General features: G+C 39.9%; 23 protein-coding genes. 5 read left to right on the plus strand and 18 right to left on the minus strand.

From position 1 onward, the window contains the following. Positions 1-132: 132 nt before the first annotated feature. The 5 genes from FH971_RS12540 to FH971_RS12560 all read right to left on the minus strand — a co-directional run bounded on the left by FH971_RS12540 (position 133) and on the right by FH971_RS12560 (position 5,261). On the minus strand, positions 133-2,376 hold the full coding sequence (locus tag FH971_RS12540) for a xanthine dehydrogenase family protein molybdopterin-binding subunit (RefSeq protein ID WP_140234511.1): 2,244 nt from the start codon (positions 2,374-2,376) through the stop codon (positions 133-135). Positions 2,377-2,378: 2 nt separating this feature from the next. After that, on the minus strand, positions 2,379-2,831 hold the full coding sequence (locus FH971_RS12545; protein WP_140234512.1) for a (2Fe-2S)-binding protein: 453 nt from the start codon (positions 2,829-2,831) through the stop codon (positions 2,379-2,381). Between the two features lie 25 nt (positions 2,832-2,856). Further along, the gene (locus FH971_RS12550) at positions 2,857-3,465 is read right to left on the minus strand and encodes a nucleotidyltransferase family protein (protein WP_167496016.1); all 609 of its coding nucleotides are present in this window, start codon (positions 3,463-3,465) and stop codon (positions 2,857-2,859) included. An 11-nt stretch (positions 3,466-3,476) separates the two neighbouring features. Then, positions 3,477-4,496 (minus strand): XdhC family protein, encoded by a 1,020-nt coding sequence (locus tag FH971_RS12555; RefSeq protein WP_140234514.1) that lies wholly within the window; start codon positions 4,494-4,496, stop codon positions 3,477-3,479. 120 nt (positions 4,497-4,616) lie between these two features. Next, entirely contained in the window at positions 4,617-5,261 is a 645-nt protein-coding gene (locus FH971_RS12560; protein WP_140234515.1) for an MBL fold metallo-hydrolase, read from the minus strand. 221 nt (positions 5,262-5,482) lie between these two features. Between FH971_RS12560 and FH971_RS12565 the strand changes: the two genes are divergently transcribed. Further along, positions 5,483-6,772: an alpha/beta fold hydrolase gene (locus FH971_RS12565; RefSeq protein WP_140234516.1), complete on the plus strand. Its 1,290-nt coding sequence runs from the start codon at positions 5,483-5,485 to the stop codon at positions 6,770-6,772. A gap of 141 nt (positions 6,773-6,913) precedes the next feature. Here FH971_RS12565 and FH971_RS12570 read toward each other — a convergent pair whose 3' ends face one another. The 5 genes from FH971_RS12570 to FH971_RS12590 form a co-directional block, all read right to left on the minus strand. Continuing rightward, the gene (locus FH971_RS12570) at positions 6,914-7,570 is read right to left on the minus strand and encodes a nitroreductase family protein (RefSeq protein WP_140234517.1); all 657 of its coding nucleotides are present in this window, start codon (positions 7,568-7,570) and stop codon (positions 6,914-6,916) included. 250 nt (positions 7,571-7,820) lie between these two features. Beyond that, complete coding sequence (locus FH971_RS12575; protein ID WP_137226701.1) at positions 7,821-8,366, minus strand: thioredoxin family protein; 546 nt, start codon at positions 8,364-8,366, stop codon at positions 7,821-7,823. Positions 8,367-8,560: 194 nt separating this feature from the next. Further along, complete coding sequence (locus FH971_RS12580) at positions 8,561-10,030, minus strand: ATP-binding cassette domain-containing protein (RefSeq protein ID WP_140234518.1); 1,470 nt, start codon at positions 10,028-10,030, stop codon at positions 8,561-8,563. Between the two features lie 139 nt (positions 10,031-10,169). Then, positions 10,170-10,460 carry a putative quinol monooxygenase gene (locus tag FH971_RS12585; protein ID WP_140234519.1) on the minus strand — a complete coding sequence of 97 codons (291 nt, stop codon included), beginning with the start codon at positions 10,458-10,460 and terminating at the stop codon, positions 10,170-10,172. Between the two features lie 77 nt (positions 10,461-10,537). Continuing rightward, entirely contained in the window at positions 10,538-11,563 is a 1,026-nt protein-coding gene (locus tag FH971_RS12590; protein WP_140234520.1) for a zinc-binding alcohol dehydrogenase family protein, read from the minus strand. Between the two features lie 123 nt (positions 11,564-11,686). Between FH971_RS12590 and FH971_RS12595 the strand changes: the two genes are divergently transcribed. Beyond that, positions 11,687-12,622, plus strand: a complete 936-nt coding sequence (locus FH971_RS12595; protein ID WP_140234521.1) for a LysR family transcriptional regulator — start codon at positions 11,687-11,689, stop codon at positions 12,620-12,622. Between the two features lie 237 nt (positions 12,623-12,859). Here FH971_RS12595 and FH971_RS12600 read toward each other — a convergent pair whose 3' ends face one another. From FH971_RS12600 to FH971_RS12630, 6 genes are all read right to left on the minus strand, one after another. After that, positions 12,860-13,213, minus strand: a complete 354-nt coding sequence (locus FH971_RS12600; RefSeq protein ID WP_140234522.1) for a hypothetical protein — start codon at positions 13,211-13,213, stop codon at positions 12,860-12,862. A 282-nt stretch (positions 13,214-13,495) separates the two neighbouring features. Beyond that, positions 13,496-14,038: a DUF7830 domain-containing protein gene (locus tag FH971_RS12605; protein WP_140234523.1), complete on the minus strand. Its 543-nt coding sequence runs from the start codon at positions 14,036-14,038 to the stop codon at positions 13,496-13,498. Positions 14,039-14,394: 356 nt separating this feature from the next. After that, positions 14,395-15,624: a DUF4238 domain-containing protein gene (locus FH971_RS12610; RefSeq protein WP_140234524.1), complete on the minus strand. Its 1,230-nt coding sequence runs from the start codon at positions 15,622-15,624 to the stop codon at positions 14,395-14,397. 306 nt (positions 15,625-15,930) lie between these two features. Then, complete coding sequence (gene msrA / locus FH971_RS12615) at positions 15,931-16,524, minus strand: peptide-methionine (S)-S-oxide reductase MsrA (RefSeq protein ID WP_140234525.1); 594 nt, start codon at positions 16,522-16,524, stop codon at positions 15,931-15,933. A 694-nt stretch (positions 16,525-17,218) separates the two neighbouring features. Beyond that, positions 17,219-18,619 carry a DASS family sodium-coupled anion symporter gene (locus FH971_RS12625; protein WP_140234526.1) on the minus strand — a complete coding sequence of 467 codons (1,401 nt, stop codon included), beginning with the start codon at positions 18,617-18,619 and terminating at the stop codon, positions 17,219-17,221. A 446-nt stretch (positions 18,620-19,065) separates the two neighbouring features. Beyond that, on the minus strand, positions 19,066-19,596 hold the full coding sequence (locus FH971_RS12630) for a hypothetical protein (protein WP_140234527.1): 531 nt from the start codon (positions 19,594-19,596) through the stop codon (positions 19,066-19,068). Between FH971_RS12630 and FH971_RS20630 the strand changes: the two genes are divergently transcribed. The 3 genes from FH971_RS20630 to FH971_RS12640 all read left to right on the plus strand — a co-directional run bounded on the left by FH971_RS20630 (position 19,595) and on the right by FH971_RS12640 (position 23,104). Further along, complete coding sequence (locus FH971_RS20630; RefSeq protein ID WP_276611777.1) at positions 19,595-19,720, plus strand: hypothetical protein; 126 nt, start codon at positions 19,595-19,597, stop codon at positions 19,718-19,720. The two genes, FH971_RS12630 and FH971_RS20630, sit on opposite strands and share 2 nt — an antisense overlap. 232 nt (positions 19,721-19,952) lie before the next feature. Then, on the plus strand, positions 19,953-21,164 hold the full coding sequence (locus FH971_RS12635; RefSeq protein ID WP_420853419.1) for an MFS transporter: 1,212 nt from the start codon (positions 19,953-19,955) through the stop codon (positions 21,162-21,164). Positions 21,165-21,838: 674 nt separating this feature from the next. After that, complete coding sequence (locus FH971_RS12640; protein WP_140234528.1) at positions 21,839-23,104, plus strand: MFS transporter; 1,266 nt, start codon at positions 21,839-21,841, stop codon at positions 23,102-23,104. Between the two features lie 236 nt (positions 23,105-23,340). On the opposite strand, the gene FH971_RS12645 is transcribed toward FH971_RS12640, so the two are convergent. Both FH971_RS12645 and FH971_RS12650 read right to left on the minus strand, forming a co-directional pair. After that, complete coding sequence (locus FH971_RS12645) at positions 23,341-24,204, minus strand: AraC family transcriptional regulator (RefSeq protein WP_140234529.1); 864 nt, start codon at positions 24,202-24,204, stop codon at positions 23,341-23,343. A 331-nt stretch (positions 24,205-24,535) separates the two neighbouring features. Beyond that, a complete protein-coding gene (locus tag FH971_RS12650; RefSeq protein ID WP_140234530.1) occupies positions 24,536-26,482 on the minus strand; it encodes a DNA topoisomerase III in 1,947 nt (648 codons plus the stop codon). Between the last annotated feature and the right edge of the window lie 43 nt (positions 26,483-26,525).

Here is a 26,525-nt window from a genome sequence, read left to right on the forward strand (position 1 = left end):
TTATAGCCGTATTTTTTAAAATGTTAACCTTGAGGCAATAACAATGCCTAAGTACGAATATACTTAGGCATTAGGCTTAATAATTATCGACTTAAATGAGTAAGACTTAAGTGTTACAGCTCACGTAAATGGCTAAACGGATAAATATTTATTGAGCGGTAAATCGCGATATCTTGCACCGGTCGCTGCAAAAATTGCATTCGTTAAACTTGGCGCAACAGGTGGCACACCGGGTTCACCGACACCCGCTGGTTTTGCGGTAGACTCGATAACATACGTTTCAATATCTGGACTTTGTGGCATACGTAATAACGGATAATCATGAAAGTTTGATTGTTCAACCTTACCCTCTTTAAAGCTAATTTCGCCCATCATAGCGAGGCTTAAACCAAAAATAATCGCGCCCTCTAATTGAGATTTAACCCGATCAGGATTAATCACAGTACCAGCGTCCATCACTGCTATTGATTTAATCACCTTAAGCTGCTTATCGACAACTTCAACCAAGGTAGCAACAGCAACATAACTCACAAAGCTGCGATGAATAGCCATACCCCAGCCTTGGTTTTTAGCCGCTTTAGGCGCATTAGCTAACGCAGTTTCAAGTGTATCTAATACCTTAAGGTATCGACCCACATCCACGGGATGATCCCCTGACGCCTCACCATAGTTACCGTATTTAAAAGCTTGGTTTTCAAATGTTTCTATCCGTGGTTTACCCAAAAGATCACGCCACATTTGTATACAAGGCTTATTACCTTTAACGGCTAACTCATCAACAAAACTTCCCATACCAAAAGCGTGTTGAATGTTACACACAGAGCGCATCCAACCGATACGGGTATGTGCCTCCGCCTTTACCGCTTCCAACTGAACATGTCCCAGCGCTAATGGTACATCACTAAAACCTAAATCTAACTCACCAGCCGACGGATATTCTACGCCCTCAGCAAATGTTGAACTAATAGATGGAAAACCAGTCCGCGCTAACAATGCGATTGGCATATTGTTGTTATCAAGTTTTGCCTGATACATTTGCGCACTAATCGCATGGTAATAGCTATTTTGAATTTCATCTTCGCGGCTCCAACACACCTTAATAGGCTTGTTTAACTTTTGCGATAAAATAGCTGCTTCTACGCTAAAATCAGGTTTGGATTTACGTCCAAAACCGCCGCCCAATAAGGTCACATTAACCGTAACCTGCTCTTCTTTAAGCCCTAATGCTCCAGCTACATTCTGTTGAGTACTTTGCGGCGTTTGGCTCGATGCCCATAATTCGCAGCCATCGGCCGTCACATTTGCAGTTGCAACGGGTGGCTCCATCATGGCGTGGGTTAAGTAAGGGACTGTGTACACTGCATTAACGGTTTGCTCTGCAGGCCACTCAGTGATCGAATCACCGAGTTTGCGTATTACTTTCCCAGGCTGGTTAACTCGCTCAACCAAGCCTTGTAAATATAATTCTGAATCATGACCATCATTAATCGACTTAGACCAGGTAATCGTTAATGCTTTGCGCGCTTCAATCGCACTCCAACTGTTGGTAGCGATTACAGCTACGCCGCCCAAAGGTTGAAACAACGGTGCACCTTGTGGTGCTGGCAAGGTAATGATATCAACCACGCCGGCAATACTGCGGGCTTTGGTGTCATCAACACTTACCACATCACTGCCTAATACTGGTGGGCGAGTAATACTAGCGTACAACATGCCATCTAGCTTAATGTCATATCCATATATCGCTTTACCCGTTAGCATCGCATCCATATCGACAATAGTGTGTGACTTGCCAATATGAGTAAAATCACTAGCATTTTTTAACACCACTGAGTCTAATTCTGGCATTGGCAATGTCGACGCTACCAGTGCTAAATCGCCATAAGCAAGGCTTCTGTTACTGCCTTTGTGATGCACTTTATGAGCTTTGGCATATACCTCCGCAGCAGGCACTTTCCATTGTTGTGCCGCCGCTTGTTCTAACATAGTACGAGCGGTGGCACCCATTTGACGCATGCGATGGTAATGCTTACGGATACTGCGGCTACCATCAGTATTTTGGCTGCCATAACGTTTATCTGCTAGGCCTTGCACCACCACAACCTTATCCCAATCAGCTTCTAATTCATCAGCTAAAATTTGCGGGATACCGGTTCGAATACCTTGACCCATTTCAGAGCGATGACAGGTTAAATAGACTTTGTTGTCTTCACCAATAGCAACAAATAGATTCATTAAAGCTTGTTTGTCTTGTGCCAGCGCCATTGGGCTCCATGCTAAACTGGATGTGCCGAGGGCCAATCCGCCGCCAACAGCGCCAAATAGTTTAAGTACATGACGGCGACTGATATTTTCAACTGCAGTAAATGTAGTCATGGTTATGCCTCCGAAGCCGATTTTATCGCCGCTTTAATACGTGGGTAAGTACCACAGCGGCAAATATTGCCCGACATTGCATCGTCAATTTGTGCCTCAGAAGGTTTAGCTGTGGTTTTTAATAATGCAGCCGCAGACATCAATTGCCCCGCCTGACAATAACCGCATTGAGGCACATTGTGTTCCAGCCAAGCTTGCTTTAACTGTTCGGTCTCAAGGCCTTCAATGGTGGTAACTTGCTTGCCTTGCACTTGCTTTAAGCTGGTTAAACAACCGCGCATCGGACTGCCATCAACATGAATCGTACACGCGCCACATAAACCTGCACCACATCCAAATTTAGTGCCCGTTAAACCAAGTATGTCACGCAAAGCCCATAGCACAGGCATATTAGGATCGGCATCAAGGGTAAAATCCTTACCATTGACCATTAATTTTTGTGTTGAGGTTGTCATAATCATTCCTTAATTGGGCCGAAACTTAACTCACTTGATCTAACCAACGCGTTAAATCAGCTGGGGTATCAATATCAAATTGGGCTTGTTCCATAGTCAATATGTTCAAACTGTTATTTTTTTCATGGTGTTTTAATATACTTTTAGCGCCTTTATCACCTTCAATAGACATTAACGCGGCAAAATCCTCTGCTAAAAATATAGCGGGTACACCAACATTTTCCCGATAAAAAGCACAACTACTTAGACCATTTTGGTAATAAGCATCAACAAGCCGAGTATAATCTTGAGCGGTTATCGCCACTTGGTCGGCCAACACCAGCAATAAAGCCTCTGCATGATGATCAATAGCATATTGAGCAGCCTGTTTAACAGAGCTGGATAATCCTTGTTGCCAATCATGATTGATAATTCGATGTGATGTCGAAGTTATTGCCATAATCTCGTCATTAAGGTGTGCACCCAACACCACCGCAGGTGTTTGAATACCTGCAGCGGTTGTCACTTGATTTAGGGTTGTAATGCTATGGGCCAGCAAGCTTTGATCGCCCTGCACTTTGGCCGTTATTTTACTGCCATTAAATCGGCTGCTAGCCCCCGCAGCTAAAATCACGGTAACGATATTAGGCTTCATTATGCCCATCATTACAGCATCACACTATCAAGACTAGTGAGCTGACTGCCATATAGCACCCCGTGACACTGAGATAAAACACTTAATGCTATTGAACCAGGAAGCTCACCGCCTAATGCAAGCCCTGCAGGAGCGGAGAAATAACCACTAAAATCATCCAAACTAAGATCAGCCATTGCTAATACTTTATCGCGGCGGTGCACTGGCCCAAGTAACGAGATATAGGCTAAAGGTTGTGTCTGCAATACTTTAAGGGTCTTGGCATCAATTTGCAGATTGTGACTCATCAAAAAAGCAGCATCTAAATCACTGAGTAAGTGATTAGTTACATTGGCAGTCGGTTGTTTGATAATTTGGCAACCCGGAAAATCATAGCTACGCGCATAAGCGGTGCGCTCGTCAAACACCGAGACTTTCCAGCCCATGGTTTGCGCCATTAGTGCGACAGGTTGCGCGTCTAAACCACCACCGAAAATACCAATATGCACCGGAGGACGCAAAGGGATCTGCAGTAAGGTTTTACCCTGCTCTGTCACTTTAATGGTTTTAGTATTGAGGGTTATTGGTGTGGCCGAATCATTTGGATGCTCAATAAATAAGCCCGATATCTTATTGCTCGATACACCGTCATCGACAATATCCAACTGATAAATTCCGCTGTCTCCCCGCATTAATGCATCGTGTACGTGCAGTAAGCTTAAGTAATTATTAGCTTTATTTACCGACACCATCATAATATTGACAATACCACCACAACCAAGTTGATAACTGGTATCAGACTCGTCGGTCGCATCGTAGGTTAATTGAATAACTTCTTGGGTTTGAATCGCTCGTTGGGCATGACGACGGAGATCTGCTTCAAGGCAACCTCCACTTAGCATGCCTAAACTTTTCCCCATAGGATGAAATAACATGATAGCGCCAGGCTTGCGATAAGAAGAGCCTTGCACTTGAGTTAACACTGCTACAACCCAGTCTTCTTGATAAGTAGGTAACCAGGCATCGAGTAAATCAACAAGGTGTTGAACCATGAGAACTGTCCATCATAATAAACGCAGACTATTAAGCTAACAGACTGGCTTTACAATGCAAATAATCAATCATTCATGGGATTAAAAATAACCTCAATGATCTGATTTTATAACAAAATATTAATCAAATAACTGATCAGCAACAAAGGGATTGTTTTGGCGTTCATCGGCAAACGTCGACATAGGTCCATGACCGGGAATAAAATTGATATTTTGTCCTAATGGCCACAATTTAGTGGTAATTGAGTGAAGTAAATCTTGATGATTAGATTCAGGGAAATCGGTGCGACCAATTGAGCCCCTAAAAAGCACATCACCCACCCAAGCTAAACTATCCTTTTTATCATAAAAAACGATGTGACCTGGGGTATGTCCGGGGCAATGAAGCACCTGCAAATGTTGCTCACCTACATTCACTTCGTCACCATCATTCAGGTATTGGCTTGGTTCAAAGGCTTCTACACGCGGAAAACCGAAGTTTTGACTTTGTTTGACTAAATTATCTAACCAAAATTTATCAGCAATGTGCGGACCAATAATCGGGACAGCTAATTGTTTCGATAACGCTGCAGCGGCACCGACATGATCAATATGACCATGGGTTAATAGTATTTTTTCAACATGTAAGCCTAGCTTAGTCACCTCAGCTAAAATCCGATCAATGTTACCACCGGGATCAACAACCGCAGCCTTTAAGGTCTTCTCACACCAAATGACACTACAATTTTGCTGAAAAGGCGTTACGGGGATGATTTGATACTTCATCGACAACCTCGTTCTTTAAAAAACACTTGCTGATTATCCGTTAATTCTACTTAGGCAGATGTGATCTAGATAGCTCTTTAAAGTGATTTACGTCTAGTGACTGATTGTTAATCATTAACGGGCTAATTAAATAACCTTGTTCGCGCTCGTACATGCGTTCATATATCATATCCACAAGATAAATTTAGTAACATCATTAATAACGACGGAATAGCCATTATATGCACATTGATCTCACCTTAGCAGACATCGTTGCCCGTAAACATTTTTTCTCTGTGCCGCTTGATTACCAACAAAACCTAAGTCAACAAATTACCGTTTTCGCCCGTGAAATATCCAGCATAGAAAACCAACATAAAAAGCTACCATACTTAGTGTTTTTTCAAGGCGGACCAGGCTTTGGAGCCGTAAGGCCGATTAGCAATAGCGGTTGGATAAAAAGAGCACTAAAAGAATATCGGGTATTACTGCTTGATCAACGCGGCACTGGATTATCAAGCCCAGTCAATGCCACCAGCTTAAGCGACATGAGCTCCACTGATCAAGCTGACTATCTAAGCTTTTTTCGTGCCGATAATATTATTCGCGATGCTGAGTATATTCGCGCAAAATTGTCACCAGACGAACCCTGGACCATTTTAGGCCAAAGCTTTGGTGGATTTTGTGTATTGCATTATTTATCTGCCGCGCCAGAAGGTTTGAAAGAAGCCTATATTACTGGTGGCATTCCTTCGCTGACCCGTACTGCAGATGAAGTTTACCAAGCGACATATCAACGCGTTATCGCTAAAAACAAAGACTTTTTTAATCGTTTTAGTGACGCGAGATTACTGGTTGATAACTTAGCCAAGTACCTTTATGGAAACAAAGTTTACTTAGCAACAGGTGAACAACTGACAGTAGAAATGCTGCAGTTATTAGGCGTTAATATCGGCATGGAACAAGGACCTGAAGCGGTTTATTACTTGCTTGAACAAGCGTTAATAGAAACGGCTCACGGTGAAGATTTAAACCCGTTATTTGCACATCAATTCAGTCAATTACTTAGTTACAATACCAATCCAATTTTTGCCTTAATGCATGAGTCGATTTACTGTCAACATAATGCGTCATCGTGGGCTGCTCATCGAGTACGATCGCAGTTTGACCAATTTAATTACCATCCAGATAAACCTTTGTTGTTTACTGGTGAAATGGTTTATCCATGGATGTTTGCCCAGTTTGAAGCATTAACTCCCTTGCAGCCTGCTGCAGAGTTAATCGCCGCTAAGAAAGACTGGCCAGCTTTATATGACCTTGAAAAATTGGCTAATAATAAAGTCCCTGTGGCAGCAGCCATTTATAGCAACGACATGTTTGTGGAAATGCAATACAGCTTAGAAACTACCCAACAAGTCGGACAACTACAATATTGGCTCACCTCAGAATATGAACATAATGGTATCCGTATGGATGGCGAGCGCATTTTAGATAAACTGATAAGCCTTAACCGAGGTCATTGTTTACGTTAGAAGAATTTACGCTAAAAGTATTGATGATAAAAATAGTTAAGTTAAAAGAATAAGATAAAAAACGGCTTAAACGTTAAACGTTTAAGCCGTTTTTTATAGCCTGTAAATAATTTTATATTGCTGCGAGCCAAGATCAATTCATTACAATATTTGAATAACTTGTTCTTTCGCTAAACGAGACTTAGGTAACCCAGCGTTATAATCTTCTTCCGAGCTGTGATAACCCAACGCGAGTGCCACGTCACAAATATAGCCGCCCAATTCTGTTTCAAAAACTTGACCTATCAATTCGCTATCAACCCCTTCCATCGGTGTTGAATCGATACCTAAACGTGCAACAGCATGCATAGTGTTACCCAAGGCTAAATAGGTTTGTGATTTTGTCCAAGCACCATTGTTGCCAGCTTCGTCGGTATTTAAATCTACAAATACATATCCACCAAACGCAGCTTCACGATCAGCAGGTTTAGTGCGACCGTCTGCAATGCCTTTATCAACAACCTTGGCATAATCTTCACGGGTATACTTAGGATTATAAGCAAACAATATGATATGAGATGCCGCTTTAATATGCGGTTGGTTAAACTGAAACTTATTGGCAAACGTGTCAGACATACGTTGCTTAGCCTCATCACTTTCAATCACGATAAATTTCCATGGTTGAGAGTTAATCGATGAAGGTGACAGTCTCATTGCTTCATAAATCACGGCTAAATCTTGTTTTGGAATACGCTTGGTCGGATCATAGCGTTTGGTTGTGTAACGTTTTTCTAAATCAGCAATAATGGCATTAGTCATGTGGAGCTCCATCTTTTTTAACAATCATTAAAAGGATTGGCAGTTAACGATATCAAATAATAATATTATCGATTAGCTTGCCCTGTTAATCACGACAAAGAGTCGTGAACAACAAACGAGGAAAAGCATAAAACTAAAAAAAATTAACAATAAATACAATTGTTTAACAAGATAACTAAATCAATACATCGTCACCCTGTTATTGTGCTTAAAAAGGTTTTTTCAAGGTTTGCATTCAATTAAAAGCTATTTAGCGCCATTTAATTGAGCACCCCATACTGGCTGTTTGTTGCTTAGGGCCTTTACCAATCCCAGCGATCATTTGCATGGCATTCAAAAGCTCAGGTTCTCGATTTGGATCATCGTGCAAACGTGCATCATCTAAACGGCCACGATATTGCAATTCACCAAGGTGATTAAACCCAAAAAAGTCAGGGGTACATACAGCACCATACTGTTTACCGACTTGTTGGTCTTCATCAACTAAATACGGAAACTCAAACCCATGCAACTCAGCAAAGCGCAACATGTTCTGCGGCGAATCCGCTTCAACATTTTCATAGTCGTTAGACATTATTGCCAATACATTAATGCCTTCGGCCATTAATTGTTTTGTATCCTCGGCTAAGCGAGTCGCAATGGCTTTAACATAGGGACAATGATTACAAATGAACATAATTAACAAGCCCTTTTTACCCAAATTTTCACTCATGGTAAAAGCGTCACCATTAGGCGTGTTAAGTGTGAAATCAGGTGCTTTCCAGCCAAAATCACAAATAGGCGTATCGAGTAACATAGGTCATATCCTTTACAGTTAGCATGAGTAACTTGGTAAGTCTGTCACTACATTAATTTGGTTATCATATCCGATAATTTAATTGCCATATACGGCGTAATAATTGAAACATTATCAATTATCATTGGAAAATCATCTGAAATAAAAACAGCCGACTAATGTCAGCTGTTTAAAGAGTTTTGCCAGTTAAGTATTTAGGCATTTGTGACCACAGCACGATAACCGCCTTGATGTTCATCGGCGACAAACTCAATAAAGTGTTGAATACTATCAAGGCTATCTTCTTGATAATGTGACACATATAGCAATTGAGTTAAGTGTTCTTTTGCAATAAGTTCAAGGGCATTCTTGATCAATCTACGCCCTAGATAATCTAAACCTTGATAAGGTTCATCGAGGATAAGTAAGGTTGGCTGTTTAACAATGGCTCTGGCGATTAATAATAATCGCTGTTGACCGTATTCTAGTTGTCGAAATGACAATTTACTCAAATGACTCATGTGTAAAATCGCTAGCCACTCCGTTGCGATAGCGACTTGTTGTTTCGACGGTTGCTGATACAAGCCAATAGAGTCATAAAAGCCCGATACAATCACATCAAGCGCACTACAATTAACCCTATACTGTAAATGCAACGCAGATGACACCATGCCGATGTGCTTTTTTATCTCCCAAATACTCTCACCAGAGCCTCTTTTTTTACCAAAAATATCAATATCGTTACTGTAGCATTGTGGATGATCGCCAAAAATAAGCCCAAGCAAAGTACTTTTACCGCAGCCATTAGGGCCTTTAACTTGCCAATGAACACCATTATTGATGCGCCAATTCACCCCAGAGAAAATGACTTTGTCACCGTAAGCGACTCGGCCATTGTTCAATTGAAAAACCGGATTTGTAAATGTTGGGGTGTGACGGTGACGACGAATAAGCGCCAGCATATCTTCACTTTGTTGGCCAGATTGCGCGGTTAATTGAGTGATAAGCGGATGGTTATCCCACTCAGACTTAGCCATCACACTGTCTAATTTACCATGGTTAAACAGGGCAACATGCTCTATCCAATCTGGCATATCTTGCTCACGAGAGACCACCACCAACATTTGCACAGTTTGCGATAACAGCTGTAAATATTGGCTTAACGCTTGCCTATGAGCCACATCTAGCCCGGCATAGGGTTCGTCGAGCACTAAAAATGGCACCTTTGTCGCCAGCGCACGGGCAAGCATCACGCGACGGCTTTCTCCGGTAGAAAGCTGAGTAAACTGGCTATCACTTAACCGAGTAAGATCCAATTGCGCCAATAATCGATGAGTCAGTGCGTCATCATTACATTGGGCAAATATTACGCCATAAACAGTGGTTTTAGGATCGATATAACCTAAAGACTCGCTGTCATCTTGTTCAAGAATATCTTCAAGTAATTGTTGCTGTTCATGCAGCGACACCAAGGCGACTTGCGAATGCTCAAGACCCGATAGTTGGCCGGAATATCCCCAGGTTTTATCTGGCGGTTGCTGAGTTAACAATTTACCCAGTAAGGCGCCTAAGTCACCTTCGGTACTAAACACTCCCCAAGATTGATGCGATTTAATTAGCCAATCTTCAATGTCCATCATGACACTAGACGAACGACATTGCAGTTGTGTAAACCGGATTTCCATTTTGGCGCTTACCCTTGTCGATTTGTACTCATTTATCACCAGAGTGTCTCATAAGTAGGTTTATTAAATCGACAAAAAAGCAGACCATTTTTATGGTCTGCTTTTCAGTTAATCTTGTAAAACTCAGTTATCGCAAGCCTTAATCGATTATCGTCATTTCATTCAAGGTAAATTCAACGACAGCACCTTCTGTCGCGGCCACATAATCAGCTAAATGTTGGTTATTCATATGAATCTGCCACAATTCACGACTCTGCCAGTTTTCATAAAACATAAAATGTGCGGGATTGGCATTATCTTGGTGTAAATCATAGCTAATACAACCCGTTTCGGCTCGAGTCACTTCAATTAACTTTAGTAATTCAGCTTTAACTAAATCGACTTTGTCAGCTTTGGCTTTAATGTTGGCTACGATAGTTAACTTTGACATGTTATGTTCCTTTTAATCATACAATCAATAAAATAAACTGTTTATAAATATGGGATTAGAACAGACTTTATAAAAGACTAAAAGCCTTCTAGTACAATCTTACCAATAGAACGACCTGTTTCTAATGCTTTGTGAGCTGCACGCAAGTTAGCTGCGTTAATTGTGCCCATGTGCTGACCTAACGTTGTTTGAATGTAACCTTGGTCTACAAGATCTGCCACACGATTTAATAAACGACTTTGTTCATCTATATCTGCAGCATTAAACATTGAACGAGCAAACATAAACTCCCAATGTAATGACAAACTCTTTGGCTTCAATTTTGTGATATCAAGAGCTTCCGGATCGTCGATCATAGCAATTTTACCAAATGGTGCTAACAATTGAGTGTAACTTTCAAAATAACTATCGGTGCTGTTTAAGCTTGCCACGTGAGTAACTGGGCTAATGTTCAACGCTTCAATTTGCGCAGCAAGCGGTTTGGTGTGATCAACTACATAATCGGCACCCAACTTTTTAACCCATGCACTTGAACTTTCACGTGACGCTGTGGCAATGATAGTTGCACCTGTAATAGCTTTAGCTAACTGAACAAAAATAGAGCCTACACCACCAGCAGCGCCAACAACTAAAATGACTTCATCTGATTTGTCAGTCGATGCAGGGTTTTGCTGTTTAATAGCTAAATGCTCAAACAACAGTTCCCATGCGGTAATGGCTGTTAAAGGCAGTGCCGCAGCTTCTGCATTTGGTAAGCTTTTTGGCTTAAAGCCAACTAAACGTTCATCAACTAATTGGTATTCTGCATTGCAACCTTGACGAGTAATATCACCCGCATAGTAAACCACATCACCCGGCTTAAATTGGCTGGCTTTATCGCCAGTAGCAATCACTTCACCAACAGCATCCCAACCAATCACTTTTACAGCACCGTCTGTTGGCGGCATATATAAACGTACTTTGTAATCTGCAGGGTTAACCGAAATAGCATTCACCTTGATTAATAAGTCACGGCCTGTCGCAATAGGTTGTGGTAACTCAACATCAATTAACGATTCTGGGTGAGTAACGGGTAATGATTGTGTGTATCCGATGGCTTTCATAATGTGATTCCTATTAGTAAACGATTTAAATGGGATTAATTTTCAATGAAGCTATATTAGCCCTTGTTTTACTCCGCATAAACAGCATAATAATTGAAACATTATCAAATATAATTAGACAATATGTTATTAGAGGACCTACAGGTTATTTTGAAAGTGGCTGAGTTTCGAAGCATTACTGCCGCAGCGACCAATCTTGATATGCGCACAGCAACCGCCAGCGCCGCTGTTAAACGTGTCGAAAGTTCGCTAGGTGTAGAGTTATTTATCCGCACTACCAGACAATTACGTTTATCGAGCGCTGGCGAAAAGTACATCCCACAGTGCGAACAAGCTATGTTGATGCTGGAGCAAGCAAAGCAGAACATGAAAGGTGAACTGGACATTATTGACGGCGACTTACGCTTAGCCATATCATCGGATCTCGGTCGTAATATTGTTATCCCTTGGCTTGATGAATTTATGGCGACTCACCCAAAAATCAGCCTACATGCCAATATTAATGACAGTAATTTAGATTTTTATCGTGATTCAGTCGATTTAGCCCTGCGATATGGTTCACCAAACGACGCTAATTTATATGGCTTTAAAATCTGTAATATTCCTAGATTGTTATGTGCTTCCAAAGCCTACCTTGAAGCGAATGGCACCCCTACACACCCACAAGACCTAGCCTCCCATAACGGATTGTTATATCAACTCAATAATATTACTTATGATGTGTGGGATTTTTATCGCAATGATGAACAGTACAAAATCAAAATGAAAGGTAATCGAGTCTCTAACGACGGTGAACTGGTTCATCGTTGGTGTCTTTCAGGTAAAGGCATTGGGCTTAAATCTTGTCTTGATATGTCGAGCGACTTACTTGCCGAAAATGTGGTACACATTTTACCCGAATACCAAGTAAAACCGACCGAACTTTGGCTGATATTCCCAAGTAGGCAATCAATAACGCCTGCAGCGCGGTTACTACGTGACACCTTAAAGCAAAAGACCCACAGTATTTTGCAGCAACTGATTGAGAAAGGCATATTGGATAAAAGCGTGTTGGATTGATAAGCCACTGCTATGAAACTTCTTATTGACGCTCATCAATGAATACAATCAATAAAGTTGTTTATGGCTTCAATGAGCCTCTATATGTGTTTGCATGCTGTTATTTCTAAAGGCGCGATGATTTAACAGGCGAAGTCGAAGAATTTGTTAATTGATCTAAATTTGACTGTAAAAACAGTCAAATACTTTCGGTTAGACAAATGGCTCGCCTATTGACTGGCAGAAGGCTCATATGTGTTATGTGCAATTATCTTCGTAAGTACATAGACCTATAATCGCTTCAGCTACAAAAATAGCACTGTATTGTGATATGGCAATATGTGAAACAACAATGCCAGATTGAGCATCAGATTTAATACCAAATAATAGGCCTATTGCTAGTACTGAGACCAAGAGACCAGCGAAAGTTCGTAAAATAGTTCTGAGTTTAGTTCTGTACGCTAATTTGTTAGCCAACAAAAATACCAGTATATATGGAAACAATAATACAGCTAGACCTATGAAGCTATTGCCCCAATATTCAAATGCGATTGCCACAAAAAATATGGCAGCTAATAGCCTGATTAAATTATAATATTTCAGATTAGTCATCAGTACTTCCTTACACATAACGAGACTGTAGAATTTCGATTTCGAAAAAAACAGCAGTAAAATTGTTATAAATAAGACTCAAAATCACATGTCGATGTGAATTCTGACCCAATATAGCGATAAAAACTACAATTAATAAAAACTCAGCGCTTAAGATTTTTGTGTAAATTTCATTTTTGAATAATTCTACAATCTCAACGCCCATTTAAGCGGACAGAAATAGTTGGGTAAAATAGTGTAGCGAAGCGAAACAAAGCCAACTGTTGACGCCATAGTCTCTTGTTAGAGGGATTTTCGCGCCTCAACGATTTCATTAAGGCTTAATGGTTTTTCCCGTGTATGTGAAATTCGATGACAAGTCGGACATAAACTTATTAAATCTTCAAGTGAGGTCTCTCTGACTCCTTCAGTGCCTATTGGATCTTTATGATGACACTCGATAACAAACCGACCATTAAGCTTTAGTTTAAAGCCACAAGCGATACACTTATAACTATCCATCTGTTTTCGTTGCCTAGCAAGAGAAGAGTTACGAGCGCCAGATAGTATCTTACGATCAATTTCATACCCTTCAATTGCTCGGGGATCATCAAGAGAGAAAGTATCTTCTTTTATTTTTTTACCTTCACTATACGGACATGAATAGTTTCGCTCATGATGTTCAAAATGAGCCAAGCTATTTGCTCCAGCCTTATGAACTCGGACAGGTTCTCCACAGCTAACACAAGTAAAGTAAGAATTTTCTTTACTACCATCCCTGAGTTCTAGTGCCTCTGCGACTTCAATTTCTTTACCGTTGCAAATACAATTAACAGCTGCTTTCATGCATCTCCCTCTAACGAGCCTGGAGAGTTACTCGTTTTAAATTTGTGTTGATTAATGAATAAACAATATCAGATTTCCTATTTTTGATTCAATTACTTAGTCTGTAATCGACTAAGCTTAGCAGACTAAATTTAGCCACCCAATTTTATGATGAATTAAGACTAAACTTAGCCTGACGCCTGATAGACAGGATGTCTGAATGCCTTAAAGCACATGGATGTGCGAGAAAGGCCTGTCAGGCTCACGCTATTTTCTTCAACAGCCTCAAGTTCAGAGTTGAATTTATCCATTTTTAAGCAAGACTAACTCGTTGTTGGACAAAAGTGATTTAGAGAACAGTGGTATTGAAACGAACTCTATTTTGCGGGTACACCTCTGCTTTTAGCTAGTCTTAAAATCGAATTGATAATTTTTTCACTACTATTTTCGACAATCTCTACGGTCACAATATCTTGCTGTGTGCTGCTCAAAAATTCAGTATGGCTATGTTCAATTCCAAAACACAGTAACAATCGTTCTAATTCAGGTGTTGCTGTTACATACCATGGCCAAGGGAACTCATCAGCTTTCTTCGGCAAAATAACTAAACAATCTGATACCGTGAGCGGCACAACAATAAACGTCTCACCATTTACGTCAGTGAAGATATTGCACGTATCAGGTAAGACGATAGATTTTTGTGGTGAGCGAACAAGTACCCATTGGTTATGAAAAAGAGGTTTAGATAGGTTCCGATACACTTCATGGTTTTTAAAAATACTTTCATAAATAAATTGAACGTACTCAGGATTATTAGCTTTTTCTACTCCACAATGCTGTTCAATGACTGGTTTCAACTTTGCGTTGTGTGAGTCGATAAACGCTGGATTTCTAATGCGTTGGATAACTATAAAACCAACCAGCGCCTGTTTCTGTGGGGTATTGAGAGGCTCAACTTTTAAGACCTTTTGTATAGGGACTGAAGCATCACCTTCAATTAATCCGAAATATGCCTCTAGCTGATCTGAATACAGATTTCGAACAAATCCCCACTTACCAAATGAAGTATCAATATAGTTGACAACCCCTTTTGATATCGAGTTCTTTCTGATCACCCCTTTTTCTGACCAATACCTCTTAATAAATGATTTGGGAATGAAATGATTGTCTGTTACCTCATTAATTTTTAACTCCTTTGCTACAGGAGGAGCTTTCTCTTTCTCAAGGGCAGATCTTGTTTTTAGTTTCCAACGGTTATGATATTTTTCCAGCCATACATTTTCCGCTATAATTTTTCCTGTATTCAGTATCTTTTGTTGTCCGATGTCACCTAGACAAAGCTCTCTCTCGGCGGCTAAGTCAATTTCATTTGGCAGCTGTTCTAATGTTTGTGCTTCAATGACCTTAGACTCAATGTGATGCCTCAACTTAGCAAATTCGAGGATAATTTCTTCTCGTAAGTTAATGTGAAGTTCTGTCATTTGCGGTTGGGAAATCCTATCCATCTCATGAAATATCAGATCGACAACCTCTTCCCATATCTCCACCAATGCTTGGGCTTGTTTATCCTCAATGTCGGGAAACAATTTGCGTAAGCCTTTTATCATTAAATCTCCAACAAATAACATTAAACTCACTTACGAACATTATATGAAAATGATTGAGTAAATGGGAATATTTACCCGATTAGACTGAGAACCTTACAACTCATTTTGGGGCATAAATGAGTCAGCCGGCTATAATTTAAAATGGACAGGTTTAACTCTGACCTTGAGGCCGTTGAAGACTCTTTATACAAGAGTGCGTGAAGCTCACATCCATGTGAGCTTAGCTTTCACGCTACAGGATGTAACATCGGATAGTATGGGGGAAGCGCTACAACATTAATGCCCGAATGCCATAAATAAAAAAGCTTAATGAGTCGCTTTATCACCCCAAATTTCTTTTAATCTTTTGTCCCTACCACAACTCCAGCGGTAAGCATTGTATCTAATAGGGTTGTTCTTATAGTAATCCTGATGGTAACTTTCATCGCCTTTTATAGGATAAAAAATTGAAGCATTTAAAATAGGCGTAATAACTTTGCTATCAGGAAATTGCTTTTCGATGTCCTTTTTAGACTGTTGTGCAATGTCTCTTTCTGTTGCGTTTGCCACGAAAATCGCGCTTAAATAGCTGGTACCTTTATCACAAAACTGTCCTTTTGCATCAAAGGGATCAATGTTAACCCAGTAATAATCTAACAGCTCTTTGTAACTCACCTTGTTAGGATCATAGGTTATTTGAACCGCTTCAAAATGACCGCTATGATTACCATTATATATGGGGTCTTTTATGTTTCCGCCTGTGAATCCGGAGATCACATCGGTTACTCCATCAAGTTTTTCAAAATCAGACTCCATGCACCAAAAGCATCCACCAGCCAAAATGGTTTTATCTGCATTGGCATTAGAAGCATAAGACAATAAACTTGCTGCTAATATTATTAACCCTAGTGTAATTTTCATAATATTTCCTTTATTTTCAAGGTTGTTGGCATGTTTATCTCTAACATAGCTACAATATGATCTTAATAATTTAAACGCTTACAACATAATCAAACCACCCAATTTTATGACAATTAACATAACGGCTTTACGCTTTAATTACGACCGCATTTTCCATCTTTCAAATATATAAATTGACGGAAATTATCAAAAATTTGAGTTCAATATCAACAAGAGTAAGCATCGCTGTAGATATCACGCAGCACTCGCGATTTGATATCAATATAGCTGGGAAAAGCTAGGGTGAAAGCACGACTGTAACCATTAATATAAGCAATACTGTCATTAAGCTTAAACGAATGTGCTGGCAACATGTCACCGAAGAACTTATAAATAACCCGACTAAAAGCAATTGATTACATTAAAAGACCAACTAAACAGAATAAAACTTTCAAATAACCTTAGGGCCTGTTGATCTTTCAAGGTCATGTTTGCAGCGAATTGTTGGCCATTTGTACAAAGCAAAGACTTTGATGTGTAGTTATTCTACATAAAAAGTTGATAACGCAGTAAAAATCACCAACAAACACTGCTCGAAGGGTTCGGCACAAAACCCAAAATATAAACATAAACTACAGAATGGTAATACCGAGTTTATTGCTCTATAAAAAACGGCGCAAAATGCGCCGTTTGTTCAATGCTATCTATTCTTCCGTTAGATATTCCAGAATAGATGTGCGATTACCCCGAGTACTATCATGCTAATCACGTTGATGATCATACCTACACGCATCATTTCAGATTGCTTGATAAAACCCGACCCATACACAATCGCATTAGGTGGTGTCGCAACAGGTAACATAAAGGCACAGGACGCCGCGATGCCTATCATGACAGACAACATCACTGGCGATAAGCCTAACGCTTCAGCAATGGCAGCAAAAACAGGTACTAGCAAGGCTGCACTAGCAGTATTACTGGCAAATTCAGTTAACATCACTACGAATGCAACCACGGCAAACACAAATAGCGACATGTGTGTACTGCCAAAAATATCCGTCATAAAGTGAGCCAGAAATACACTGGTGCCCGTCGCTTTTAAAATAGCACTCAAGGTTAAACCACCACCGAATAGAATTAATACTCCCCAATCAGTCGTTGTTTCAATTTTCTTCCAACTAACCAAGCCTAAACTTGCCAGTACAACCACGGCACTTAAGGCAATAATAGTGTCAAACTGAGGAATACCACCCAATGCTTTAGCTAAGGGCACACTAAATATCCAGCTACAAACTGTGGTAATAAAAATGAGTAACGTTAGCTTACCTCGACGCGTCAGTGTTTTACTTTCACGTTGAATTTCAATCTTGGCAGCAAGATTAGGCTTGAAATACCAATATAAAGCTAACCACATTAACGGCAGTAAAATAATAACGGTAGGTATACCAAATTCCAGCCAATCACTGAAGCTTAATCCCACTTGCGCTGCTGCAATGGCATTAGGTGGACTGCCGACTAAGGTTCCTATACCACCAATATTGGCAGAATAGGCAATACCTAAAAGCAAAAACAAATAGGTACTATGATATTTATCTTTATCTAATTGCGACAATATCCCCAACGCTAATGGCAACATCATCGCCGCTGTGGCCGTATTGCTAATCCACATCGAAAGCAAAGCTGTTACCCCAAAAAGCATAAAGCAAGCAACCCCTAATCTGCCTTTTGACGCAACTAGTAATTTTTGTGCAATTAATGTATCAATTTTCTGATGATTAAGAGCTGCAGCCAACACAAAGCCACCAAAAAACAAATAAATAATGGGATTGGCAAAATTAGTCATCGCAACTTTGGTTTCAAACACGCCAAAGCAAACACCTAAAATAGGAACTAATATTGCTGTAATACTAATGTGAATCGCTTCTGTAACCCATAAAATGGCCGTAAATACCAAGATAGCTAACCCTGTGTTTATCCCTTGCTCAAAGGGTAAACCGTAAAATAAAGCAAATAACAATATAACGTCTGAAATTAAAATCAGCATTTTCTTTTGATCAAGCCCCCCCTCCGTTGTGGGTGTTTCGGAGGGGATGTTATTTTTTGAATTTGGTGACATAGGTACAGCCTTGGAATAATTTTATTTTCAACGAATCTAAGGCATAGGTGATACTTATCAAAGTGCTATATTTTGTATGCTTTTAACTACAACACAACCAAATTAACCGACCAGAATCACACAAATTAAAATTACGTGATCTAAATTGCATTATTCTGATGTATTTTCATGTTTTAAATTTTCATTAGCATAAATAGCCAGCAGAATTGATAAGTTATCGTAATTTAATAACTAACACAAAATGTGATCTACGTTTAATTTTACTTTTTTATAAGCTGCAACAAGCAATTTCATTGTCGTAATAATCACCATTTTTAAGTGATAAATAAGATTAAAAGACAGCAATATTTTATTATAACTTTATGGTCAAAACACTTAATGTTACTAAATTAAACAGAGATAAACTTAGCCGTTGATGTCTATGTCTTTTAATGGCCATAACACTGTTAACTCAGCTGATAAAATATCACAACAATTCCGGTATAGATAAGCCATAGCGCGAGCGATTTAAAGCTAGTGTTGTTAAACGTTTGTTCCGTTACTGTTGTGTCTGGATCGGCCGAGACAATATTGGCTGATATGTTATTAGGTTGTCGGAGCGCTTTAACCAATAAAATAAAAATACCAACACTGACCATTAACCAAAAAACTAATTTAGTCAGTGCAATGTACATTATCGTTCCGCCGACAAGCTCACTAGAACCTACAGCAACCTCCCACAGTGCTAAAAACTTTACTATGATGGCAAAACCCCAAATAACCGTCCCCAATTGATAACCTAATTTATGTCCCTTAAACAATAATACACTTGCTGGGATCCCTAAATAACCTGTCAGTAAGACTGTGGCTAGACTACTCACCATCAACCAAGTACTGGTTGATTCATTGAAAGCGAAACTAGTGAGTGCACTGATAGTAAGCAGGACAGGCAGTGCTTGAAGAATGGTAAGCACAGCGATAATGGGTGTTTTTTTCATGGATATCCTTGTGACAGCCCAGGCTTCATCCTTAGACTTTATTGAGTTAGCTACCAATATTGATGCGGCAGCCAATGAGTATTACTTTTTAACAAAAAACATACAACCGCAAATTGACCAATAAAAATGCCACAAAGGTTCTAACGCATAGCAAGCTTACTGACAATATCGACTCTATTAATTACTCATGTAAAGTGATGACTTTGACAACCCCAGTAAGCATTTAACTCACTTATGCACTTCATCAAACATAGTGTTGTCCGTTTTATATGAATAAATATCACTATTTCTAAATTATTTAACTGACAAAATCTTTATACTAGGCTCCATTATCGACTATGAAAACTAAATACTGCATGAGCTCAGCTATATTACATAACAAAGTACCATCTCGCTTTTCAGGCGTATTATTGGTGATGGGTATTTTGCTTATTGCGGCTAATTTACGCGCTCCTTTTACCGGCATTGCCCCAGTGCTAGAGCAAATAATTGGTCACTTTGGCCTAAGCGGATCTCAAGCAGGTTTTTTAACCACATTACCGTTAATTGCTTTTGCAGTTATTTCTCCTATGGCGGCTATTTTCGCCCGTAAACAAGGCTTAGAACATGCATTGTTTACTGCGCTAATACTGATTTTATTAGGTATTGTGGCTCGGTTTATTAATTCATCAACCATGCTATTTGTTGGTACTGCCATCATTGGTATAGGTATTGCGATTGCTAACGTATTATTACCCAGCCTAATTAAACGTGATTTCGCTACAAAAGTGGCACTGATGACCTCCGCTTACGTGCTAACAATGGGCGTTGTATCTGGTGGTTTTTCAACATTGGTATTCCCACTTAGCCAGCTAAATGGTTTGGGCTGGCAATTTGCACTTGGTTCGGCAGCCATTATTTCTGTCGCCAGCTTAATTGTATGGACAGCTCAACTGGGTAAACACACTAAGCCCACCTATTCCGCACACCAATCAGCACCATCAAAAAGTGTATGGCGTTATTTATTAGCTTGGCAAATTAGCTTGTTGTTAGGGTTAAACTCTTTTTTGAATTACATCATCATTACTTGGCTACCAAGCATACTGACCGACACAGGCCATTCTGCGGTTGAAGCTGGGGCATATCATGGGGCTTTTCAAATTGCGACCGCACTACCAGGTTTAGTATTAATACCGCTACTGGCTAAGTTAAAAGATCAAAGCGCGCTGAGCTTTATTTTGGCGCTACTCAGTGCAGCAAGTGCACTAGGTTTACTTTATATACCTCACTTTGCTTTTGTATGGACACTCATGTTGGGCTTTTGCTCTGGGGCGTGTTTTATTTTAGGGTTATCGTTTATCAGTTTACGTACCGATGACCCACACCAAGCGGCGTCGCTTTCAGGTATGTCACAAAGTGTTGGATATTTACTGGCCGCCGTCGGCCCTATGTTGGCAGGCCAATTACATACTGCTACTGGGAGTTGGGAAGTACCATTATGGTTATGTGCTATTGCGGGTGTGTTATGTGCATTGTGTGGTTTAGCTGGCGGTAAAAACACCACCTTGCATAAATCTGTTGGGGAGTAAGCTTATTGTGATGAAAAAAGGTAACAACTCAAGTCATCACCATTCAAGCCTCTTTCAACCTATATTGCGATAGCCTTCTAGCTTTTCAGCTTTACGCCTTAACGTTGTTTTTATACTGCGTTTCGGTACGCGGCTCGCATCCCCCTAGGCAACAAATCTGGATAGCTTACTTACTTTTGGCTATTGATTTTATTGCAGAGTTTGTTTGTACAAAATAAGTGCATTGTTGGACTGTTCAAACCACATTGGTGCTAAAAACACGAACCTATCTTTTTTAGAAAATATAACATGTTGATTAAATTACACAAAAAATTTAATTAACACTTGGCATAATTCTTCCTTTTAATAAATGTATTCTGCGAATTTTGCTCGTAAAGACTCTATTTAACTTATATTCATTGTTGAGTAGTCAATACATTTAGACACTAACGACGGACAAGCAAACTCCCCTATCAACACAGGCGGCAACAGCAACGATGTTGATATTTAATGCTCAATGACTTCATAAATGCCAATAAAGACATTCTGTTTGAAGTTTTAACAACAATCGAAACTATTTATGGTTTTTTGCGGACATAAATAAAGCCTGAATTAAAAAAAGTAAACAATTTTGGTATGGCTATGAACAGAGTGATTTTCACACTACATTCAAAGTAAAACCTATTTGGAGTAACATGTTATACGCATTAGTCCCAATTTCTTCCTTACTCATTTCTAATGCATTTTTACTGCTTGGTCATGGATTATTACTGACTTTGTTGCCTATTGCAGCTAGTGAATCGGGGTTTTCTGATACCCAAGTCGCATTGACAGGTTCAGCCTATTTTTTAGGCTTTGTATCAGGATGCATAGCCACACCTTATATGTTGAAAAGAGTGGGTCATATTCGTAGCTTTGCAGTGTTAGCGACTTGCTATTCTGTCGTAATCTTGATCTTCCCCTTATTACCAGAATTTTATACCTGGATGCTACTGCGATTCATCATAGGTATTGTCATTTCTGGCCTATATATGATCATCGAAAGCTGGCTGAATGGAACCTCAAATTCAAATAATCGTGGTTCAATACTCTCTATTTATACAACATTAAATTTAGTCATGGTTATGTGCGGGCAGCAATTATTCAATTTAGGGAGTGCGCAAGAGTCAATGCTATTTAGTTTGGCAGCCATATTTATATCTATTGCAATTATACCTGTCTCGCTTACTCGTTCAGCGGCTCCTGCTGTGGTTCATCAAGTAAAATTAAATATGTTCAAGGTTTGGCGACATTCACACATAGCACTCATTGGAGCCGTTGTTGCTGGTTTGGTTACGGGCGCATTTTGGTCTTTAGCACCAATATATGCAAAAGATAATAGCTTTGACAGCAGCCAATTAGGAGCATTTTTATCTGCTACAGTGCTTGGCGGAGCATGTTTTCAACTACCATTAGGAAGGATTTCTGATAGGTTTGATAGACGAACTGTATTGATGTTTATGGCTTTAGCTGGTTCAGCGGTATCATTATTATTCGTTGGTTTACCCTACATTGTGACCACATTTGGCGGATGGGCAGCTTCTATTTCTGCATTTTTCTGGGGGGGGACTTGCATGACGTTATATGCAATATGTTTAGCACATGCGAACGATAATGCAACATCAGAAGATTTTGTTGAAATAAGCAGTGCAATGTTAATTACACTTGGTTTGTCTTCAGCGATTGGGGCTCCGTTGGCGTCGCTTGCTATGGGTTTATTGGGAGCCAAAGGTCTTTATGCCTTTACAAGTGGATGCCTTATCATATTTTTTATTATCGTATTTTTAAGACGAGGTAGTCACGTATTACCGTCTAATTTGGAGACTAAAGAAAGTTTCCGCGCGGTGACTGATATGGCTGGTCCAGCGGCTTACGAAATGGATCCAAGAACTGAAAACGACCTTACTCAGGAAAAAGACTAAGACGTCCTTCTGTAGCGATAACGACACTATTGACTGTTTACTGTTAATTCGTAAACACGCTTACTTTGTCTGCTTAAACAGAAGTTTGTTAACCCACATTGGTTGCGATTAATCGTCGAGGTAACTGACTTAGGCGCGAGTAAAGTCAATAAAGCTCCTACTACTGGAGATGGACACTAAAACTCAACAATATGATAATCAGGTAACCATTAGAGTGTTACCTGATGTGAAATTTTTTACTTTATAGGCAGGTAAATATCCGTGAGTAATTCACACTCATCCACCTCATGCACAAAATTCAAGTAGTGGAAAAAACAAGGGAAATCACGTAAGTCTTCACCGCTATCGGGTAACCATTGTCGATACAAATAATAAATAGTATCGCTAATTTGATCATGACTACCTTTATGCTGGGCAACCGCACAACGACCACTTGGAATGAGCCCTGATTTCACACCATAGTTGTTATCTGGTACTTCACCATTATGCGTACCACAAATATCAAAGCGGAACTCTTCACTTGGTGTTGTATTTGGATCGCTATATGGGATACCAAAAGAGTCACTCTTTTTTATCGGTGATAAACCCGTTTCTTTTCTCCAAGAAATAAATTTTGCAACTGTATCTAAAACTAATTTTGGGTGACCTTTATGCTCGATCAGAGCGACGTTCTTTTCTTCAAAATGAGTAATCTTTATATCCACAATGTTTTCTCCAACTATTGGCGGCTTAAATTCATATTTTGAGTGCCATGAGTGCCACTCTGGATTGATCCTAAATTGGGAAGGTGATTGCTTGAATGTTCTTCTAAAGGCTCGCGAAAATGCTTCAGGGCTTTCGAAATGAGCTTCATAAGCGATATCAATAATGCTTTGTTCAGACTCGAATGCCAACCTAAAAGAAGCGCGCTTCATTCGAGTAAGTTGCACAAACTGAATAGTACTAATCCCCATGAATGATTTGAATATACGATGAAAATGATATTTAGAACATATTGCAATTGCGCTCAATTTTTCTAACGATATATCTTCATCTAAATGATTGTTGATGTAATCACAAACTCTTTTTATTCGCTCTTCATGGTGTTTGTTTACACTCATTATCTACCTTCTAACCCAATTAAGATGTCAGGAACATGTTATCTGTAGGCATAAACTAATTCTTGATTGAAATTGCTACTTTTTAATTTGCCAATAGATAATATAAATTCTACTTTCCTGCATTAGGGAGATTTAGTTAAGTGTTTTGATCAACTCCAAGTGGACACTTTTTGAAAAACATTTCGAATTTTATCGATGACCGATCAGCTTTTGATTTTGTTTATATCGCATCGAGCTTCCAAGCGCCTAGGCTTAAGACGTTTAATCATAAACTCATGTGATCTGTTGTTGTCGATTTTCACCACTTGTTTACCACCATTAGTTTTATATTTTAATTTTTTACTTTGGCTTTCTTCTTATAGGTCTTTTTAAAGCTGCGCTTTGGAGCACTGCTGGCGACACCTTGTAATGCTGAAGGTAACTGGTTCGATGCTTGGGTTATTAGGCCATCTAATTGACTCAGTAAGGGTTGCATAAACGCATCATACTTGAGTCGTTTTTGGCTGATGGCATCCAAGCTGTTTTCCCATAATGCGGTCATGTCGGGTGTGGTTGCGGATTCTGGTAAGCTACGGATCAACCCCTTTCCGACAGGGGTGGCTAGAATTGATTTACCTTGACGAACTAAATAACCGCGCTTAAATAACAGTTCAATAATTCCTGCACGAGTCGCTTCAGTGCCGAGTCCATCGGTTTCTTTAAGGATTTTTTTAATGTCACTGTCCGTTACATATCGACTAATTCCGGTCATTGCACCTAATAAAGTCGCGTCGGTAAAATGCTTTGGCGCTTGAGTCATTTTCTCTAATAATTCTCCGCGTTCGCATTGGAGTATTTGCCCCTTAACCAGTGGTGGTAACGATTGTACAGCTTCGTCGTTATTGTCTTCGCTATTCGATTGGCTTGCTGTGGCAGCCCGTTTAAACAGTTGCTTCCAACCTAGGGTTTTATCTTGGCGAGCTTTAGTGGTAAATAATCCACCGGCAATAGTCACTTCAACGGCGGTTTCAGCATAAATATAAGCAGGGTAAAACTGAGCTAAATATTGCCTCGCAACATGTTGATATAACTTAGCCTCGTGACTTGATAGCGCAGACAAATTAGCCACTTTTTCTGTTGGTATGATGGCATGGTGAGCATCCACTTTACTGTCGTCCCACGCTTTAGATTTAAGCTTGGCATTAGGATAATCGCAACCATCAACTAATGCTGCAGCGCCTTTGAGTACTGCATCCAATACTTTTGGTGCCAAAGCATGTTGCTCTTTAGGTAAATAGCGACTGTCTGAGCGCGGATAAGTAATCAACTTATGACGCTCATACAAACTTTGGCAGGTGTCCAGTACCTCTTTAGCAGACAGGCCAAAACGTTTAGCTGCATCAATTTGCAGTGCAGATAAACTATAAGGCAATGGTGGATGTTGACGTTTATCTTTGGCTTCAAGCTTAGTCACTTCACCTGATTGTCCATTAATACGAGTAACCACATTTTCAGCTAAGCCTTTGGCTAAAACTCGGCCGTCTTCATCCATGTAAGGTTGACACGCTTCGCTAGGTTGCCACTTAGCACTAAAGGTTAGTTGTTGGTCGGTAACTAAATGTGCCAACACCTCATAAAAGGACTTGGGTTTAAAATCTGCAATCTCGTCATCGCGGCGTACCACTAAGCCCAACAAAGGCGTTTGAACTCTGCCAACTGACAACACCCCTTGATAACCCACTTTACGACCTTGAATGGTGTAAGCACGGGTCATGTTCATGCCATACAGCCAATCAGCACGGCTGCGAGCTAATGCTGAAGTCGATAAAGGAATAAACTCACGATTACTGCGTAACTGCCCTAGCGCTCGTTTAACGGCTTGTGGATTTAAATCACTGATTAATAGCCGCTGAACTTGGTTGAGCTTGTCACCTTTTACGCCTAAATAGGCAATAACTTCATCCACCAGCAATTGCCCCTCACGATCTGGATCGCCAGCATTAATGATCGACGTTGCTTGTTTAACCAGTTTACGTAACACCGTAAGTTGACTGCGTGTTTTAGGTTTAGGCTGTAATTTCCACGTTTGCGGCACTATGGGAAGGTGTTCGAGTTTCCAGGATTTAAAGGCATCATCATAAGCATCTGGCTCGGCTTGCTCTAGTAAATGTCCAATACACCATGACACGCAATCACCATTGGCAGCTGTAATAAAACCATCACCTTTTTTATGTGGCTTTGGCAGAACATCAGCAATAGCGCGACCCAAACTCGGTTTTTCAGCAATATATAGAATCATAATCCATTATTGGGTCGCTAACGTTCAACTGAATGAACTTAAT

This window comes from Shewanella polaris (genome assembly GCF_006385555.1).
Taxonomy (GTDB): Bacteria; Pseudomonadota; Gammaproteobacteria; order Enterobacterales; family Shewanellaceae; genus Shewanella; species Shewanella polaris.

What these genes read in the sequence shown, in the direction of transcription:
- FH971_RS12540 (WP_140234511.1), bottom strand. Translation starts at nt 2,376, where the DNA reads ATGACTACATTTACTGCAGTTGAAAATATCAGTCGCCGTCATGTACTT.
- FH971_RS12545 (WP_140234512.1), bottom strand. Translation starts at nt 2,831, where the DNA reads ATGACAACCTCAACACAAAAATTAATGGTCAATGGTAAGGATTTTACC.
- FH971_RS12550 (WP_167496016.1), bottom strand. Translation starts at nt 3,465, where the DNA reads ATGAAGCCTAATATCGTTACCGTGATTTTAGCTGCGGGGGCTAGCAGC.
- FH971_RS12555 (WP_140234514.1), bottom strand. Translation starts at nt 4,496, where the DNA reads ATGGTTCAACACCTTGTTGATTTACTCGATGCCTGGTTACCTACTTAT.
- FH971_RS12560 (WP_140234515.1), bottom strand. Translation starts at nt 5,261, where the DNA reads ATGAAGTATCAAATCATCCCCGTAACGCCTTTTCAGCAAAATTGTAGT.
- FH971_RS12565 (WP_140234516.1), top strand. Translation starts at nt 5,483, where the DNA reads ATGCACATTGATCTCACCTTAGCAGACATCGTTGCCCGTAAACATTTT.
- FH971_RS12570 (WP_140234517.1), bottom strand. Translation starts at nt 7,570, where the DNA reads ATGACTAATGCCATTATTGCTGATTTAGAAAAACGTTACACAACCAAA.
- FH971_RS12575 (WP_137226701.1), bottom strand. Translation starts at nt 8,366, where the DNA reads ATGTTACTCGATACGCCTATTTGTGATTTTGGCTGGAAAGCACCTGAT.
- FH971_RS12580 (WP_140234518.1), bottom strand. Translation starts at nt 10,030, where the DNA reads ATGGAAATCCGGTTTACACAACTGCAATGTCGTTCGTCTAGTGTCATG.
- FH971_RS12585 (WP_140234519.1), bottom strand. Translation starts at nt 10,460, where the DNA reads ATGTCAAAGTTAACTATCGTAGCCAACATTAAAGCCAAAGCTGACAAA.
- FH971_RS12590 (WP_140234520.1), bottom strand. Translation starts at nt 11,563, where the DNA reads ATGAAAGCCATCGGATACACACAATCATTACCCGTTACTCACCCAGAA.
- FH971_RS12595 (WP_140234521.1), top strand. Translation starts at nt 11,687, where the DNA reads ATGTTATTAGAGGACCTACAGGTTATTTTGAAAGTGGCTGAGTTTCGA.
- FH971_RS12600 (WP_140234522.1), bottom strand. Translation starts at nt 13,213, where the DNA reads ATGACTAATCTGAAATATTATAATTTAATCAGGCTATTAGCTGCCATA.
- FH971_RS12605 (WP_140234523.1), bottom strand. Translation starts at nt 14,038, where the DNA reads ATGAAAGCAGCTGTTAATTGTATTTGCAACGGTAAAGAAATTGAAGTC.
- FH971_RS12610 (WP_140234524.1), bottom strand. Translation starts at nt 15,624, where the DNA reads ATGATAAAAGGCTTACGCAAATTGTTTCCCGACATTGAGGATAAACAA.
- msrA (WP_140234525.1), bottom strand. Translation starts at nt 16,524, where the DNA reads ATGAAAATTACACTAGGGTTAATAATATTAGCAGCAAGTTTATTGTCT.
- FH971_RS12625 (WP_140234526.1), bottom strand. Translation starts at nt 18,619, where the DNA reads ATGTCACCAAATTCAAAAAATAACATCCCCTCCGAAACACCCACAACG.
- FH971_RS20630 (WP_276611777.1), top strand. Translation starts at nt 19,595, where the DNA reads ATGGATATCCTTGTGACAGCCCAGGCTTCATCCTTAGACTTTATTGAG.
- FH971_RS12630 (WP_140234527.1), bottom strand. Translation starts at nt 19,596, where the DNA reads ATGAAAAAAACACCCATTATCGCTGTGCTTACCATTCTTCAAGCACTG.
- FH971_RS12635 (WP_420853419.1), top strand. Translation starts at nt 19,953, where the DNA reads ATGAGCTCAGCTATATTACATAACAAAGTACCATCTCGCTTTTCAGGC.
- FH971_RS12640 (WP_140234528.1), top strand. Translation starts at nt 21,839, where the DNA reads ATGTTATACGCATTAGTCCCAATTTCTTCCTTACTCATTTCTAATGCA.
- FH971_RS12645 (WP_140234529.1), bottom strand. Translation starts at nt 24,204, where the DNA reads ATGAGTGTAAACAAACACCATGAAGAGCGAATAAAAAGAGTTTGTGAT.
- FH971_RS12650 (WP_140234530.1), bottom strand. Translation starts at nt 26,482, where the DNA reads ATGATTCTATATATTGCTGAAAAACCGAGTTTGGGTCGCGCTATTGCT.